Source organism: Rubrivivax benzoatilyticus JA2 = ATCC BAA-35, assembly GCF_000190375.1.
In the GTDB taxonomy this organism is placed as follows: domain Bacteria; phylum Pseudomonadota; class Gammaproteobacteria; order Burkholderiales; family Burkholderiaceae_C; genus Rubrivivax; species Rubrivivax benzoatilyticus.
The window spans coordinates 1-16,540 of record NZ_AEWG01000031.1; the positions used below are offsets into that span (position 1 = coordinate 1).

Annotated in this window: 12 protein-coding genes and 1 tRNA gene; 1 reads left to right on the forward strand and 12 read right to left on the reverse strand. The window is 66.1% G+C overall.

Translation table 11 applies throughout. From position 1 onward, the window contains the following. Positions 1-124: 124 nt before the first annotated feature. The 3 genes from fusA to rpsL form a co-directional block, all read right to left on the reverse strand. Positions 125-2,230, reverse strand: coding sequence for an elongation factor G (gene fusA / locus RBXJA2T_RS03205; RefSeq protein WP_009855879.1), 2,106 nt, complete (start codon positions 2,228-2,230; stop codon positions 125-127). 71 nt (positions 2,231-2,301) lie between these two features. Then, positions 2,302-2,772, reverse strand: a complete 471-nt coding sequence (gene rpsG / locus RBXJA2T_RS03210; protein ID WP_009855880.1) for a 30S ribosomal protein S7 — start codon at positions 2,770-2,772, stop codon at positions 2,302-2,304. Between the two features lie 136 nt (positions 2,773-2,908). Continuing rightward, positions 2,909-3,286: a 30S ribosomal protein S12 gene (rpsL, locus tag RBXJA2T_RS03215; RefSeq protein WP_009855881.1), complete on the reverse strand. Its 378-nt coding sequence runs from the start codon at positions 3,284-3,286 to the stop codon at positions 2,909-2,911. A gap of 216 nt (positions 3,287-3,502) precedes the next feature. Here rpsL and RBXJA2T_RS03220 point away from each other — a divergent pair, with 216 nt between their 5' ends. Further along, entirely contained in the window at positions 3,503-3,943 is a 441-nt protein-coding gene (locus tag RBXJA2T_RS03220; RefSeq protein WP_009855882.1) for a putative toxin-antitoxin system toxin component, PIN family, read from the forward strand. Between the two features lie 91 nt (positions 3,944-4,034). On the opposite strand, the gene rpoC is transcribed toward RBXJA2T_RS03220, so the two are convergent. The 9 genes from rpoC to RBXJA2T_RS03265 all read right to left on the reverse strand — a co-directional run bounded on the left by rpoC (position 4,035) and on the right by RBXJA2T_RS03265 (position 16,517). Further along, positions 4,035-8,264 (reverse strand): DNA-directed RNA polymerase subunit beta', encoded by a 4,230-nt coding sequence (gene rpoC, locus RBXJA2T_RS03225; protein WP_009855883.1) that lies wholly within the window; start codon positions 8,262-8,264, stop codon positions 4,035-4,037. A gap of 125 nt (positions 8,265-8,389) precedes the next feature. Beyond that, positions 8,390-12,511, reverse strand: a complete 4,122-nt coding sequence (gene rpoB, locus RBXJA2T_RS03230) for a DNA-directed RNA polymerase subunit beta (RefSeq protein ID WP_009855884.1) — start codon at positions 12,509-12,511, stop codon at positions 8,390-8,392. 368 nt (positions 12,512-12,879) lie between these two features. Beyond that, a complete protein-coding gene (gene rplL / locus RBXJA2T_RS03235; protein ID WP_009855885.1) occupies positions 12,880-13,257 on the reverse strand; it encodes a 50S ribosomal protein L7/L12 in 378 nt (125 codons plus the stop codon). 44 nt (positions 13,258-13,301) lie between these two features. Continuing rightward, a complete protein-coding gene (gene rplJ / locus RBXJA2T_RS03240; protein ID WP_009855886.1) occupies positions 13,302-13,820 on the reverse strand; it encodes a 50S ribosomal protein L10 in 519 nt (172 codons plus the stop codon). Positions 13,821-14,102: 282 nt separating this feature from the next. Continuing rightward, positions 14,103-14,804 carry a 50S ribosomal protein L1 gene (gene rplA, locus RBXJA2T_RS03245; RefSeq protein ID WP_009855887.1) on the reverse strand — a complete coding sequence of 234 codons (702 nt, stop codon included), beginning with the start codon at positions 14,802-14,804 and terminating at the stop codon, positions 14,103-14,105. A gap of 4 nt (positions 14,805-14,808) precedes the next feature. After that, on the reverse strand, positions 14,809-15,240 hold the full coding sequence (gene rplK / locus RBXJA2T_RS03250) for a 50S ribosomal protein L11 (RefSeq protein ID WP_009855888.1): 432 nt from the start codon (positions 15,238-15,240) through the stop codon (positions 14,809-14,811). Between the two features lie 130 nt (positions 15,241-15,370). Next, entirely contained in the window at positions 15,371-15,952 is a 582-nt protein-coding gene (nusG, locus tag RBXJA2T_RS03255; RefSeq protein ID WP_009855889.1) for a transcription termination/antitermination protein NusG, read from the reverse strand. 10 nt (positions 15,953-15,962) lie between these two features. Beyond that, on the reverse strand, positions 15,963-16,349 hold the full coding sequence (gene secE, locus RBXJA2T_RS03260; RefSeq protein ID WP_009855890.1) for a preprotein translocase subunit SecE: 387 nt from the start codon (positions 16,347-16,349) through the stop codon (positions 15,963-15,965). Positions 16,350-16,441: 92 nt separating this feature from the next. Further along, positions 16,442-16,517, reverse strand: a tRNA-Trp gene (locus RBXJA2T_RS03265). Positions 16,518-16,540: the final 23 nt, after the last annotated feature.

The window sequence follows — 16,540 nt, forward strand, 5'->3', positions numbered from 1 at the left end:
CTTCGTATCTCCAGAGAAAGAGCAGAACCCGTGACCGTTTAAGGTCTCGCGCCACACGCCGGCCACGGGCAGCCGGCGCCTCGAGGGCGCGAGACCGCGGAGCAGCCGCCCCGCGATTGAGCTATCAGTTCTTGCCGCGAGCGGTGACGATCGCGTCGGCGACGTTCTTCGGAGCTTCGCTGTAGTGCTTGAACTCCATCGTGTACGTCGCACGGCCCTGCGACATCGAGCGCAGCGTCGTCGAGTAGCCGAACATCTCCGACAGCGGCACCTCGGCCTTGATGATCTTGCCGCCGCCAGGCATGTCGTCCATGCCCTGCACCATGCCGCGACGGGACGACAGGTCGCCCATCACCGAGCCGGCGTAGTCTTCCGGCGTCTCGACTTCCACGGCCATCATCGGCTCGAGGATGACCGGGCTGGCCTTGCGGCAGGCTTCCTTGAAGCCGATCGACGCGGCCATCTTGAACGCGTTTTCCGACGAGTCGACCTCGTGGTACGAGCCGAAGGTCAGCGTGACCTTGACGTCGACCACCGGGTAGCCGGCCAGCACGCCGTTGGGCAGCGTGTCTTCGACACCCTTCTGCACCGCCGGGATGTACTCGCGCGGCACGACGCCGCCCTTGATCGCGTCGACGAACTCGAAGCCCTTGCCCGGCTCGTTCGGCTCGACCGTGAAGACGACGTGACCGTACTGACCCTTGCCGCCCGACTGGCGAACGAACTTGCCCTCGACGTCGGTCGCGGTCTTGCGGATCGTCTCGCGGTACGCGACCTGCGGCTTGCCGACGTTGGCCTCGACGCCGAACTCGCGCTTCATGCGGTCGACGATGATCTCCAGGTGCAGTTCGCCCATGCCGGAGATGATGGTCTGGCCGGACTCTTCGTCGGTGCGCATGCGGAACGACGGATCCTCGGCCGCCAGGCGACCCAGCGCGATGCCCATCTTTTCCTGGTCGCTCTTGGTCTTGGGCTCGACGGCCTGCGAGATCACGGGCTCGGGGAAGACCATCTTCTCGAGCGTGATCACGCTTTCCGGATCGCACAGCGTTTCGCCGGTCGTGACGTCCTTCAGGCCCACGCAGGCGGCGATGTCGCCGGCCAGGATTTCCTTGATTTCTTCACGCTGGTTGGCGTGCATCTGCAGGATCCGGCCGATGCGCTCCTTCTTGCCGCGGATCGGGTTGTAGACCGAGTCGCCGCTCTTCAGGATGCCCGAGTAGACGCGCACGAAGGTCAGCTGGCCGACGTACGGGTCGGTCATCAGCTTGAACGCCAGCGCCGAGAACTTCTCGTTGTCGTCGGCCTTGCGCGAAGCGGGCTGCTCGTCCTCGTCCGTGCCGGTGACCGGGGGGATGTCCACCGGGGAGGGCAGGAACTCGATGACGGCGTCGAGCATGCGCTGCACGCCCTTGTTCTTGAACGCGGTGCCGCAGAGCATCGGCTGGATCTCGGTGGCGATCGTGCGCAGGCGCAGGCCGTGCTTGATCTCCTCTTCCGAGAGCTCGCCTTCCTCGAGGTACTTGTTCATCAAGTCCTCGGAGGCTTCGGCGGCGGCCTCGATCATGTTGTCGCGCCACTTCTGGCAGTCGGCAGCCAGCTCGGCCGGGATGTCCTCGTAGTTGAACTTCATCCCCTGGGACGCGTCGTCCCAGATGATGGCCTTCATCTTGAAGAGGTCCACGACACCCTTGAAGTTCTCTTCGGCGCCGATCGGCACGACGATGGGCACCGGGTTGGCCTTCAGGCGCGTCTTCATCTGGTCATAGACCTTGAAGAAGTTGGCGCCGGTGCGGTCCATCTTGTTGACGAACGCGAGGCGCGGCACCTTGTACTTGTTGGCCTGGCGCCAGACGGTCTCGGACTGCGGCTGCACGCCGCCGACCGCGCAGTACACCATGCACGCGCCGTCGAGCACGCGCATCGAGCGCTCGACTTCGATCGTGAAGTCGACGTGCCCCGGGGTGTCGATGATGTTGAAACGGTGTTCCGGGAAGGACAGGTCCATGCCCTTCCAGAAGCAGGTGGTGGCCGCGGAGGTGATCGTGATCCCGCGCTCCTGCTCCTGCTCCATCCAGTCCATCGTCGCGGCGCCGTCGTGCACCTCGCCGATCTTGTGGTTCACACCCGTGTAGAACAGGATGCGCTCGGTCGTGGTGGTCTTGCCGGCATCGATGTGCGCCGAAATACCGATGTTGCGGTAGCGCTCGATGGGGGTCTTGCGGGCCATGATCAAATCTCCAAATGCAGGGCCGCCTGGGGGCTGCGCTCAGCCCGCCAAGGCGGCCGTCAGGCGGGGGGTCAGAAGCGGAAGTGCGAGAACGCCTTGTTCGCTTCGGCCATGCGGTGGACTTCGTCGCGCTTCTTCATCGCGCCGCCACGGCCTTCGGCCGCTTCCAGCAGTTCGTTGGCCAGACGCGCGGCCATCGACTTCTCACCGCGCTTGCGCGCCGATTCCTTCAGCCAGCGCATGGCCAGGGCCTGCCGGCGCACGGGGCGAACTTCCACGGGAACTTGGTAGTTCGCACCGCCGACGCGGCGGGACTTCACTTCGACCATCGGCTTGATGTTGTTCAGCGCGACGAGGAAGACTTCCAGCGGATCCTTGCCGGCCTTCTTCTCGACCTGGTCGAGGGCGCCGTAGATGATGCGCTCGGCGACGGCCTTCTTGCCCGATTCCATGATGACGTTCATGAACTTGGACAGGTCGACGGAGCCGAACTTCGGATCCGGCAGGATTTCGCGCTTGGGGACTTCGCGACGACGTGGCATGGGACTCTTCCTTTTTCGATTCAGTTGGCGCCGGCTCTTCACCCGCACCGCGAAGGGTCATCGAGGCCCTTCACTTACTCGACCCGCGTAGCGGCGGGCCTTCCGCTTGGCCACCCCTCGGGGCGGCACCGCCTGATCAGGCCTTCTTCGGACGCTTGGCGCCGTACTTCGAGCGCGACTGCTTGCGATCCTTGACGCCTTGCAGGTCGAGCGAGCCGCGCACGATGTGGTAGCGCACGCCCGGCAGATCCTTCACACGGCCGCCGCGCACGAGCACGACGCTGTGTTCCTGCAGGTTGTGGCCTTCACCGCCGATGTACGAGATGACCTCGAAACCGTTGGTCAGGCGCACCTTGGCGACCTTACGAAGCGCCGAGTTCGGCTTCTTCGGGGTGGTGGTGTAAACGCGAGTGCAGACGCCACGACGTTGCGGGCAGTTCTGCATCGCAGGGGACTTGCTCTTCGTCACTTCGGCCTGGCGGCCTTGGCGAACGAGCTGGTTGATGGTGGGCATAGGTAACTTGTTCCCGTTTGAAGCTACACGTTCTTTTCGGGAAACCGCCCCGCCACAAAGGCGTCGCGCCAAAGCCCGGGCGCCCCATGGGACCCCGGGCTGACGCCGCTGCCCGATGCGCTTCAGCCTTGCGGGCTGCAGCTCGGGCAAGAGGCAAAGTCTGCCGAAAAGCCTTCCATTATAGTCAGCGGTTTCGGTCAGGGGCAAGCAAGCACCATGGATGAAGTCGCGCAGGGTGCGGCAGCCGTCGTTCTGGACACGAACGTGGTGCTCGACTGGCTGGTCTTCGACGACCCCGCGACCCGGCCGCTGGCCGCCGCCCTCGAGGCCGGCCGGCTGCGCTGGATCGCCACCGGGCCGATGCTCGACGAGCTGCTGCACGTCCTGCAGCGCCCGGAACTCGATCGCTGGCGCCCGGCCTGCGATGCCGCGCGCGAGCACGTCGCCGCCGCCGGCTGCCGCGTCGAGATGCCGCCCGCACGCGGGCGGGCGCCGATCTGCCGCGACCCGGCCGACCAGATGTTCATCGACCTGGCGCTCGCCTGGGGTGCACCGTGGCTGCTGACGCGCGACAAGGCGCTGCTGCAGCTCGCGCGCGTGGCGCGCGGCGCCGGCACCACGGTGTGCACGCCGGCGCGCTGGACGCCGCCGTCCTGAGCACGAGGCCGCCCGCCACCACCCGTTCCCCGGCGAACGGACAAAGAAAAGGGCAGCCGAAGCTGCCCTTTGACGCTGGAGGCGCCGCCGATCACTCGGCCGCGTTGTCCCCCGCCTCGCTGGCCGCATCGACGCCGGCCAGTTGCACCGCGGCCAGTTCCTCGGCCTCCTGCAGCGCGATCGCACGACGCTCGCTCTCGTCCATCGCCTCCTTGGCGCGACGCGCGGCGTGGAACGCCATGCCGGTGCCCGCCGGGATCAGGCGGCCGACGATGACGTTCTCCTTCAGGCCGCGCAGTTCGTCGCGCTTGCCCATGATCGCCGCCTCGGTCAGCACGCGGGTGGTCTCCTGGAAGGAGGCCGCGGAGATGAACGAGTCGGTCGACAGGCTGGCCTTCGTGATACCGAGCAGCACGTCGGCGTGCGTCGCCGGGATCTTGCCCTCGGCGCGCATGCGGTCGTTGGTGTCCAGCAGCTCCGAACGCTCGACCTGCTCGCCGGCGATGTAGCCGGTGTCGCCCGGGTTGACGATCTGCACGCGGCGCAGCATCTGGCGAACGATCACCTCGATGTGCTTGTCGTTGATCTTCACGCCCTGCAGACGGTAGACGTCCTGGACCTCGTCGACGATGTAGCGCGCCAGCTCCTCGATGCCCAGCAGGCGCAGGATGTCCTGCGGATCCGCCGCGCCGTCGACGATCAGCTCGCCCCGGTTCACGACCTGGCCTTCGTGCACCAGGATGTTCTTCTCCTTGGGCACCAGCTCTTCGTAGACCTTGCCGTCCGGATCGGTGATCTGCAGGCGAACCTTGCCCTTGGTCTCCTTGCCGAACGACACCGTGCCGGTGATCTCGGCCAGCGTGCCGACGTCCTTCGGCGAGCGGGCTTCGAACAGCTCGGCCACACGCGGCAGACCGCCGGTGATGTCGCGGGTCTTCTGGCCTTCCATCGGGATGCGCGCCAGCACCTCGCCCGGCATCAGGTCCTGACCGTCGCGCACCTGGATCAGCGCGCCGACCGGGAAGCCGATCGTCACCGCGTGGTCGGTGCCCGGGATCTTGACCTCGACGCCCTGCGCGTCCAGCAGCTTGACCTGCGGGCGCACGACCTTGGCCGCGCCGCGGCGCTTCGGGTCGATGACGACCAGCGTCGACAGACCGGTGACCTCGTCGACCTGCTTGGCGACGGTGACGCCTTCCTCGACGTTCTCGAAGCGCGCCTTGCCGGCGAACTCGGTGATGATCGGGCGGGTCAGCGGGTCCCAGTTGGCCAGCACGGTGCCGGCCTTGACCTGCTGGTCGGGCTTGACGTTGAGCGTCGCGCCGTACGGCAGCTTGTGGCGCTCGCGCTCGCGGCCGTGCGGGTCGGCGATGATGATCTCGCCCGAACGCGCGATGACGACGAGTTCGCCCTTGCCGTTCGTGACGTAGCGCATCGTGCTGTTGAAGCCGATGATGCCGTCGGACTTGGCCTCGACGCTCGACGCGACCGCCGCGCGCGACGCCGCACCGCCGATGTGGAAGGTCCGCATCGTCAGCTGCGTGCCCGGCTCGCCGATCGACTGGGCGGCGATGACACCGACCGCCTCGCCGACGTTGACCAGGCCGCCACGGCCCAGGTCGCGGCCGTAGCACTTGGCGCACAGGCCGAAGCGCGTGCCGCAGGTCAGCGGCGTGCGCACCTTGACCTCGTCGACGCCGGCGGCCTCGAGCTTGTCGAGCGCGTCCTCGTCGAGCATCTCGCCGGCGCCCATCAGCGTTTCCTGCGTCTCGAGGTGCAGGACCTCGGTCGCGGTGACGCGGCCGAGCACGCGGTCGCGCAGCGACTCGATGACTTCACCGCCCTCGACCAGGGCACGCATGGCCAGGCCGTTCTGGGTGCCGCAATCGTCCTCGGTGACGACCAGATCCTGGGTCACGTCGACCAGACGGCGCGTCAGGTAACCCGAGTTCGCGGTCTTCAGCGCCGTGTCCGCCAGGCCCTTGCGGGCACCGTGGGTGGAGATGAAGTACTGCAGAACGTTCAGGCCTTCGCGGAAGTTCGCCGTGATCGGCGTCTCGATGATCGAGCCGTCCGGCTTGGCCATCAGGCCGCGCATGCCGGCCAGCTGGCGGATCTGCGCCGCGGAGCCCCGCGCCCCGGAGTCGGCCATCATGTAGATGGAGTTGAACGACTCCTGGTCGACTTCCTTGCCGTTGCGGTCGATGGTCTTCTGCTTGGACAGCTGCGACATCATGACCTTGCCGACCTCGTCGCCGGTCTTGCCCCAGATGTCGACCACCTTGTTGTAGCGCTCGCCGGCGGTCACGAGACCCGAGACGTACTGCTGCTCGATCTCCTTGACCTCCTTCTCGGCACGGGCGATGAGCTCGTGCTTCTGCGGCGGCACCAGCATGTCGTCGATGGCGATCGAGATGCCGGCGCGCGTCGCGAGGCGGAAGCCGCTTTGCAGCAGCTTGTCGGCGAAGACCACCGTCTCCTTCAGGCCGCACTTGCGGAAGCTGACGTTGATGAGACGCGAGATCTCCTTCTTCTTCAGCGCCTTGTTCAGGTTCGAGAACGGCAGGCCCTTGGGCAGGATCTGCGACAGCAGCGCACGGCCGACGGTGGTCTCGACGAGCTTGGTCTCGGGCACGAACTCGCCCGTGACCTTGTCCTTGAGCCACTCGGTCAGGCGGACGTTGATCTTGGCGGTGATCTCGACGACGCCGTTGTCCAGCGCGCGCTGCAGCTCCATCAGGTCGGCGAAGACCATGCCTTCGCCCTTGCCGTTGATGCGCTCGCGGGTGGCGTAGTACAGGCCCAGCACCACGTCCTGCGACGGCACGATCGACGGTTCGCCGTTGGCCGGGAACAGCACGTTGTTGGAGGCCAGCATCAGCGTGCGGGCTTCCATCTGCGCTTCGATCGACAGCGGCACGTGCACGGCCATCTGGTCACCGTCGAAGTCGGCGTTGAACGCCGAGCAGACCAGCGGGTGCAGCTGGATCGCCTTGCCTTCGATGAGCACCGGCTCGAACGCCTGGATGCCCAGGCGGTGCAGCGTCGGCGCGCGGTTCAGCAGGACCGGGTGCTCCTTGATGACCTCTTCCAGGATGTCCCACACCACCGGCGTGCCGGCTTCGACTTCCTTCTTGGCGGCCTTGATCGTCGTGGCGATGCCCATCGCCTCGAGGCGGCTGAAGATGAACGGCTTGAACAGCTCGATCGCCATCAGCTTGGGCAGGCCGCACTGGTGCAGCTTGAGCGTCGGGCCGACGACGATGACCGAACGGCCGGAGTAGTCGACGCGCTTGCCCAGCAGGTTCTGGCGGAAGCGGCCGCTCTTGCCCTTGATCATGTCGGCCAGCGACTTCAGCGCGCGCTTGTTCGCGCCGGTCATCGCCTTGCCGCGGCGGCCGTTGTCCAGCAGCGAATCGACCGCTTCCTGGAGCATCCGCTTTTCGTTGCGGACGATGATCTCCGGCGCCTTCAGCTCGAGCAGGCGGGCCAGGCGGTTGTTGCGGTTGATGACGCGGCGGTACAGGTCGTTCAGGTCCGACGTCGCGAAGCGGCCGCCGTCCAGCGGCACCAGCGGACGCAGGTCCGGCGGCAGCACCGGCAGGACCTCGAGGATCATCCAGTGCGGCTTGATGCCCGACTTCTTGAAGGCCTCCATCACCTTGAGGCGCTTGGAGTTCTTCTTGATCTTCAGCTCCGACCCGGTCATGTCGTTGCGGAGCTTGTCGATCTCGACGTCGAGGTCCATCTCCTCGAGCAGCTTCTTGATGCCCTCGGCACCCATCAGCGCGATGAACTCGTCACCGTACTCGACGCGCTTGGCCTCGTAGTCGTCCTCGGACATGATCGAGAACTTCTTCAGCGGCGTCATGCCCGGGTCGACGACGACGTAGGCTTCGAAGTACAGCACGCGCTCGATGTCGCGCAGCGTCATGTCGAGCACCAGGCCCAGACGCGACGGCAGCGACTTCAGGAACCAGATGTGGGCGCAGGGCGCGGCCAGGTCGATGTGACCCATGCGCTCGCGGCGCACCTTGGTCTGCGTGACTTCGACGCCGCACTTCTCGCAGATCACGCCGCGGTGCTTCAGGCGCTTGTACTTGCCGCACAGGCACTCGTAGTCCTTGATCGGGCCGAAGATCTTGGCGCAGAACAGGCCGTCACGTTCAGGCTTGAACGTACGGTAGTTGATCGTCTCGGGCTTCTTCACTTCGCCGAACGACCACGAGCGGATCTTCTCGGGGCTGGCGAGCCCGATCTTGATCGCGTCGAAGTGTTCGTCGGGCGTGAATTGCTTGAAAAGGTCGAGCAGTCCCTTCATGGGGTTCTCCTAGATCCTGGTATCGATGTGAACGGTTCGGGTCGAGCGGACGCCGCGAGGCCGGCCCGGCCGGCCCGCGGGCGTCGCCCCCTGGTGGGAGGCGACCGAAGGTCGCTTCGAGGGGGTCAATCCCTCTCCAGCTCGATGTCGATACCGAGCGAACGGATTTCCTTGACCAGCACGTTGAACGATTCCGGCATGCCGGCCTCGATCGAGTGCTCACCCTTGACGATGTTCTCGTAGACCTTGGTCCGGCCGTTCACGTCGTCGGACTTGACGGTCAGCATCTCCTGCAGGATGTAGCTGGCGCCGTAGGCCTCGAGCGCCCAGACTTCCATCTCACCGAAGCGCTGGCCACCGAACTGCGCCTTGCCGCCCAGCGGCTGCTGCGTGACCAGGCTGTACGGGCCGGTCGAGCGGGCGTGCATCTTGTCGTCGACCAGGTGGTGCAGCTTCAGCACGTGCATGTAGCCGACCGTGACCGGACGCTCGAAGGCTTCGCCGGTGCGGCCGTCGTGCAGCGTGGCCTGGGTGCGCGTGGCGGTGAGGCCCTTGCGCGCCGCCAGCTCGTCCGGGTAGGCGAGCTTGAGCATGCCGCGGATCTCCTCCTCGTGCGCGCCGTCGAACACCGGCGTCGCGAACGGCACGCCGTGCTGCAGGTTCTTCGCCATCTCGACGATCTCGTCGTCGCTCAGGTCCTGCAGCGATTCGGTCTTGCCGCCGGACTGGTTGTAGAGCTCGTCGAGGAACTCGCGCAGTTCGGCGGCACGCGCCTGCTGCTGCAGCATGTCGCCGATGCGATGGCCGATGCCCTTGCCGGCCCAGCCCAGGTGCACTTCGAGGACCTGGCCGACGTTCATCCGCGAGGGCACGCCCAGCGGGTTCAGCACGATGTCGCACGGCGTGCCGTCGGCCATGTAGGGCATGTCCTCGACCGCGACGATCTTGGACACGACACCCTTGTTGCCGTGGCGGCCGGCCATCTTGTCGCCGGGCTGCAGGCGGCGCTTGACGGCGAGGTAGACCTTCACCATCTTCAGCACGCCGGCGGGCAGCTCGTCGCCTTGCGTCAGCTTCTTGCGCTTCTCTTCGAACGCGAGGTCGAAGCTGTGGCGGGTCTGCTCGAGCGAGTTCTTGATCGACTCGAGCTGGTTGGCGACCTCGTCCTCGGACGGGCGGATGTCGAACCAGTGGTACTTCTCGACCGTCGCCAGGTATTCCTTGGTGATGGTCGTGCCCTTGGCGATCTTCTGCGGGCCGCCGTTGGCGACCTTGCCGGCCAGCAGCTTCTCGATCCGGTCGAAGGCGTCGGCCTCGACGATGCGCAGCTGGTCGTTCAGGTCCAGGCGGAAGCGCTTCAGTTCGTCGTCGATGATCTGCTGGGCGCGCTTGTCGCGCTGGATGCCTTCACGGGTGAAGACCTGCACGTCGATGACGGTACCGCTGGTGCCCTGGTCGACACGCAGCGAGGTGTCCTTCACGTCGGAGGCCTTCTCGCCGAAGATCGCGCGCAGCAGCTTCTCTTCCGGCGTCAGCGTCGTCTCGCCCTTGGGCGTGACCTTGCCGACCAGCACGTCGCCCGGGTTGACCTCGGCGCCGATGTAGACGATGCCCGACTCGTCCAGGCGAGCCAGCTGCTGCTCGGACAGGTTGGGGATGTCGCGCGTGATTTCCTCGGAGCCCAGCTTGGTGTCGCGGGCCATCACGACCAGTTCCTCGATGTGGATCGAGGTGTAGCGGTCGTCGGCGACGACACGCTCGCTGATCAGGATCGAGTCTTCGAAGTTGTAGCCGTTCCAGGGCATGAACGCGACCAGCATGTTCTGGCCGAGCGCGAGCTCGCCCAGGTCGGTCGAGGCACCGTCGGCAACGACGTCGCCGGCGCCGACATGGTCGCCGCGGCGCACGATCGGGCGCTGGTGGATGTTCGTGTTCTGGTTCGAACGCTGGTACTTGATCAGGTTGTAGATGTCGACGCCGACTTCACCGGCCACCGTCTCGTCGTCGTTGACGCGGATGACGATGCGGTTGGTGTCGACGTAGTCCACGATGCCGCCGCGGCGGGCGGTGACGACGGTGCCCGAGTCGACCGCGGCGACGCGTTCGACACCGGTGCCGACCAGCGCCTTCTCCGGACGCAGCGTCGGCACGGCCTGGCGCTGCATGTTGGCGCCCATCAGCGCGCGGTTCGCGTCATCGTGCTCGAGGAACGGCACGAGCGAGGCCGCGACCGAGACGATCTGCGTCGGCGCCACGTCCATGTACTGCACGCGCTCCGGCGACAGCAGCACCGATTCGCCGTTCTCGCGCGCCGAGACCAGTTCGTCGATCAGGCGGCCTTCGCCGTCCAGCGTCGCGTTGGCCTGGGCGATGACGTACTTGCCTTCCTCGATGGCCGACAGGTAGTCGATCTGGTCGGTGACCTTGCCGTCGACGACGCGGCGGTACGGCGTCTCCAGGAAGCCGTACTCGTTGAGTTGCGCGTACAGCGCCAGCGAGTTGATCAGGCCGATGTTCGGGCCTTCCGGCGTCTCGATCGGGCAGACGCGGCCGTAGTGGGTCGGGTGCACGTCGCGGACTTCGAAGCCGGCGCGCTCGCGCGTCAGACCGCCCGGGCCCAGGGCCGAGACACGACGCTTGTGCGTGATCTCGGACAGCGGGTTGGTCTGGTCCATGAACTGCGAGAGCTGGCTCGCCCCGAAAAACTCCTTGAGCGCCGCGCTGATCGGCTTGGAGTTGATCAGGTCGTGCGGCATCAGGGCTTCGGTCTCGGCCTGGCCGAGGCGTTCCTTGACGGCCTTCTCGATGCGCGCGAGGCCCGAGCGGTACTGGTTCTCGGCCAGTTCGCCGACGCAGCGCACGCGGCGGTTGCCCAGGTGGTCGATGTCGTCGACTTCGCCGTTGCCGTTGCGCAGGTCGACGAGGATCTTGACGACGTCGAGGATGTCCTCGTTGGACAGCGTCATCTTGCCGTCCGGCACGTCGCGACCCACGCGGGCGTTGAACTTCATGCGGCCGACGCGCGACAGGTCGTAGGTGTCCTCGCTGTAGAACAGGCGATGGAACAGCGCTTCGACGGCGTCCTCGGTCGGCGGCTCGCCGGGGCGCATCATGCGGTAGATCGCCACGCGCGCGGCGAGCTGGTCGGCGGTCTCGTCAGAGGCCAGCGTCTGGCTGATGTACGCGCCCTGGTTCAGCTCGTTCGTGAACAGGCACTGGATGTCCTTGATGCCGGCCGAGCGCAGCTTCTTCAGCAGCGACTCGGTGACCTCGTCGTTGGCCTTGGCGACGATTTCACCGGTGTCCGGGTCGACCATGTTGCGCGCGATGACGCGGCCGACGAGGAAGTCCTCGGGCACGCTGACGAACGTGGTGCCGCTCTGCTCGAGCTGGCGCACGTGGCGCGCGGTGATGCGCTTGTCCTTCTCGACGATGACGGCACCGTTCTTGTCGGTCAGGTCGAAGCGCGCGATCTCGCCCTTCAGACGTTCCGGCACGAACTCCATCTGCGCGCCCGAATCCATCAGGCGGAAGTTGTCGAAGACGAAGAAGTGGCTGAGGATCTGCTCGGGGTTCAGGCCGATGGCCTTGAGCAGGATCGTCACCGGCATCTTGCGGCGACGGTCGACGCGGAAGTACAGGATGTCCTTCGGGTCGAACTCGAAGTCCAGCCAGGAGCCGCGGTAGGGGATGATGCGGGCGCTGAACAGCAGCTTGCCCGAGCTGTGCGTCTTGCCCTTGTCGTGCTCGAAGAACACGCCCGGCGAACGGTGCAGCTGGCTGACGATGACACGCTCGGTGCCGTTGACGATGAAGGAGCCGTAGTCGGTCATCAGGGGCACTTCGCCCATGTAGACCTCCTGCTCCTTGATCTCCTTGACGACCTTGGCCGGATGCGACTCACGGTCGTAGATGATCATCTGCAGCTTCGCGCGCACGGCGGCGGCGAAGGTCAGGCCCCGCTGCTGGCACTCGCGCACGTCGAACGGCGGCTTCGCGATGTTGTACTCGAGGAACTTCATCTCCACGAAGCCGTTGTGGGAGACGATCGGGAAGGCCGATAGGAAGGCGGCCTGCAGGCCCTCGGGCTTGCGCTGCTGAGGCGGCACGTCCTTCTGCAGGAAGGCGACGTAGGAGTCGCTCTGCATCGTCAGCAGATAGGGGACCTTGAGCACGCTCTCGCGCTTGCCGAAGCTCTTGCGGATGCGCTTGCGCTCGGTGAACGTGTAGGGGGTTGCTTGCGCCATTGAACTCTCCGTGTCGACTATGCCGCCCTGGCCTGGGGCTGCATTTCGTCGGCGACTGGCTGCCCGGACATTGCGCACCGAGCCGAGGAGAGTGTGTCCTCGGTGGCGGCGCCGGTGGCGGCCCCGGGGCGGGGCGGCGTGTCGGCGGCGGCGGCGTGTCCGAGGCTTGGTGGCAGGCCACTACCTGCCGCTGGCGGACAACCCCGGCGTTGCACCGGAGTCCGACCAAACCCGTTCCCTGCAGTCGGATCAGAGAACACTTGCAAGCGCCCGGCGGGACTCTTGCAGGTGTTCCCGGGCCTGAGGCCCGGAACACCGATCCGAAACGACCGGAGGCCGGCAAAAGCCGACCCCGCGGTCTGTCCGAATTACTTCAGCTCGGCCTTGGCGCCGGCTTCGACCAGCTTCTTGACGGCGGCTTCGGCGTCGGCCTTGGCGATGGCTTCCTTGACGTTCTTCGGAGCGCCGTCGACCAGGTCCTTGGCTTCCTTCAGGCCCAGGCCCGTCAGTTCGCGCACGGCCTTGATGACCGAGACCTTGTTCGCGCCGGCTTCGAGCAGCACGACGTTGAATTCGGTCTTCTCTTCGGCCGGGGCGGCGGCAGCGCCGGCACCGCCGGCGGCCGGGGCGGCCATGGCGGCGGCGGACACGCCGAACTTCTCCTCGATGGCCTTGACCAGGTCATTGAGTTCCATGACGGTCATGCTGTCCATCGCAGCCAGGAAAGCGTCTTTGTCGAATGCCATTTCAGGTTCCTCGAAATCAGTAAAAGTTCAATGAATCGGATGCGTCAGGCCGCCGGGGCCTCGGCGGGCGCCTCGGCGCCGCCCTTCTTCTCGGCGACGGCGGCGATCACGCCGGCCATGCGCTGGATCGGCGACTTCAGCAGGCCCGCCACTTGGGCGATCAGCACTTCGCGGCTCGGGATCGAGGCCAGCGCCTTGATGCCGTTGGCGTCGAGCGCCTTGCCGGCATAAGCGCCGCCCTTGAGGACGAGCTTGTCGTTGCCCTTGGCGAAGTCGGCGATGACTTTCGCGGCGGCGACGGCATCTTCGGAAAAGCCGTAGATCAGCGGACCGACCATCGCGTCCGAGGCCACTTCGAACGGCGTGCCGGCGACGGCGCGACGGGCGAGCGTGTTCTTCAGCACGTGAAGGTAAACGCCGTTGTCGCGCGCCTGACGGCGCAGCTTGTCGAGGTGAGCCACGGTGAGGCCGCGATACTCGGCCAGCGCGAGCGTCTGCGAGCGTGCGGCTTGCGCCGACACGCCGTCGACGACGGCTGCCTTCTCGTTGCGATTGAGACTCAAGGTCTGTTCCTCACACATCATGTGCCGGGTCTTGCGACCACGGCACGCCTGGAATCAGCGACCTTCTGTTTCGGGAACCCCCGGCAACAACTCCCGGGAAAACCTTCAGCAGCGGGACCGCCATCTGCGCTGGGAGTCGGTCGCCCGTGAAGGCGACCCACCGATTAAGGAGCCCGGAGGCCCCGCCAGCGGTCTTGGATGACCTGCCCGTCCTTGCGGCCGGGCAGCCCACCAATTCAAGAAGCCGCACGCCAGACTGGAGCGCGCGGCCTCGTATCAAGTTCAGGCCTGGGCGGCGATCGACTGGGTGTCGACGCGAACGCCGATGCCCATCGTCGACGACACGGCGACCTTGCGCAGGTACACACCCTTGCTCGACGCCGGCTTGGCCTTGTTCAGGGCTTCGATCAGCGCGCGCAGGTTGTCGGTCAGGCGCTCCGACTCGAACGAACGGCGGCCGATCGTCGCGTGGATGATGCCGGCCTTGTCGACGCGGAACTGGACCTGGCCGGCCTTGGCGTTGCGCACGGCCTGGGCGACGTCCGGGGTCACGGTGCCGACCTTCGGGTTCGGCATCAGGCCGCGCGGGCCGAGAATCTGACCCAGCGTACCGACGATGCGCATCGTGTCCGGCGAGGCGATCACGACGTCGAAGTTCAGGTTGCCGGCCTTGATCTCGGCGGCCAGGTCGTCCATGCCGACGATGTCGGCACCAGCGGCCTTGGCTTCCTCGGCCTTGGCGCCCTGGGCGAAGACGGCGACACGCTTGGTCTTGCCGGTGCCCGCGGGCATCACGACCGCGCCGCGAACGACCTGGTCGGACTTCTTGGCGTCGACGCCGAGCTGCACGGCCACGTCGATCGATTCGTCGAACTTGGCGGTGGCGCACTCCTTGACCAGCGCCAGGGCGTCGGTCAGCGGGTACAGCTTGGTGCTTTCGACCTTGCCCTGCAGGGCCTTGGCTTTCTTCGTGAGCTTGGCCATGGCGTCAGACCCCTTCAACAATGAGGCCCATCGAGCGGGCGGAACCGGCGATGGTCTTCACCGCGGCGTCCATGTCGGCGGCGGTGAGGTCCTTCATCTTGGTCTTGGCGATTTCCTCGAGCTGGGCGCGCGTGACCTTGCCGACCTTCTCCAGGTGGGCGCGGCCGGAGCCCTTCTCGATCTTGGCCGCCTTCTTCAGCAGCACGGTCGCCGGGGGCGACTTCAGGATGAAGGTGAAGGACTTGTCGGCGTACGCCGTGATCACGACCGGCAGCTTCAGGCCCGGCTCGTAGCTCTGCGTCTGGGCGTTGAACGCCTTGCAGAACTCCATGATGTTCAGGCCGCGCTGACCGAGCGCGGGGCCGATCGGGGGCGAGGGGTTGGCCTTGCCGGCCGGGACTTGCAGCTTGATGAAGCCGACGATCTTCTTTGCCATGATGGCTCCTAACCGAGTTCTAGCGCTGGGGGTGCCAGCTCCTCGTCATACAACCCTGCTTGCTGCAGGCACCCGGGGTTGCAGGCGGGCGCCCTGGAATCCTGGCGCGGCGAGCCGCACCGAAGGCCGGTCAGACCTTCTCGACCTGGGAGAAGTCGAGTTCGACGCCGGTGGCACGACCGAAGATCGTGACCGACACCTTGACCTTGCTCTTCTCGTAATTGACTTCCTCGACGGCGCCGTTGAAGTCGGTGAAGGGGCCTTCCTTGACGCGGACCATCTCGCCGACCGTCCACTCGACCTTGGGCCGGGGCTTGTCGACGCCTTCCTGCATCTGGTTGACGATCTTCATCACTTCGGCTTCGGAGATCGGGGCCGGGCGGTTGCGCGCGCCGCCGACGAAGCCGGTGACCTTGCTCGTGTGCTTGACCAGGTGCCAGGTGTCGTCGGCCATTTCCATCTCGACGAGCACGTAGCCCGGGAAGAAACGGCGCTCGGTGACGGCCTTCTTGCCGTTCTTGAGCTCGACGACCTCTTCGGTCGGGACCAGGATGCGGCCGAACTTGTCCTGCATGCCGGCGCGGTCGATGCGCTCGCGCAGGTTGCGTTCGACGGCCTTCTCCATGCCCGAATAGGCATGCACGACGTACCAGCGCTTGTTGCTGGGCGCGACGGCAGTCTCGGGGGTGGGGGTGGCTTGCGGTTCCGTCATCGTGTTCGCCTCAGCGCTTCCAGCCCAGGATCAGGTCGTACAACACCCACTCCAGCGTCTTGTCGGTCAGGAACATGAAGAGCGCCATCGTGACGACGAAGGCGAACACGTAGAGCGTCATCTGGCCCGCTTCCTTGCGGGTCGGCCAGACGACCTTCTTCACTTCCTTGACCGACTCGCGGCCGAAGCCGATCAGCTGGCGGCCCGTTTCAGCGGTGAAGAAGACCCCCACGGCCCCGGCCACGAGGACCAGCAGCGCGATCACGCGCTGCCACAGGTCGCGCTGACCGAGCACGTAGAACACGACGACACCAGCCACGAGCAGGATCGCCGCGACGGCCAGCTTGGCTTTGTCGGCGCCCGTGGAGACGGTTTCGACTTGGGGTTGGGTGGACATGGGCTAGAGGTTACTTTGCCGCCATCAGCAGCAAAGCCCGCCGGGCTTTTCAGCGCCCGCGGGCTGGTGTCTTGGGCACCCGAGGAGTCGGGTGGCAGGGGCAGAGGGGATCGAACCCCCGACCTTCGGTTTTGGAGACCGACGCTCTGCCAGTTGAGCTATGCCCCTGCGTAAAACCTTGACAGATTACT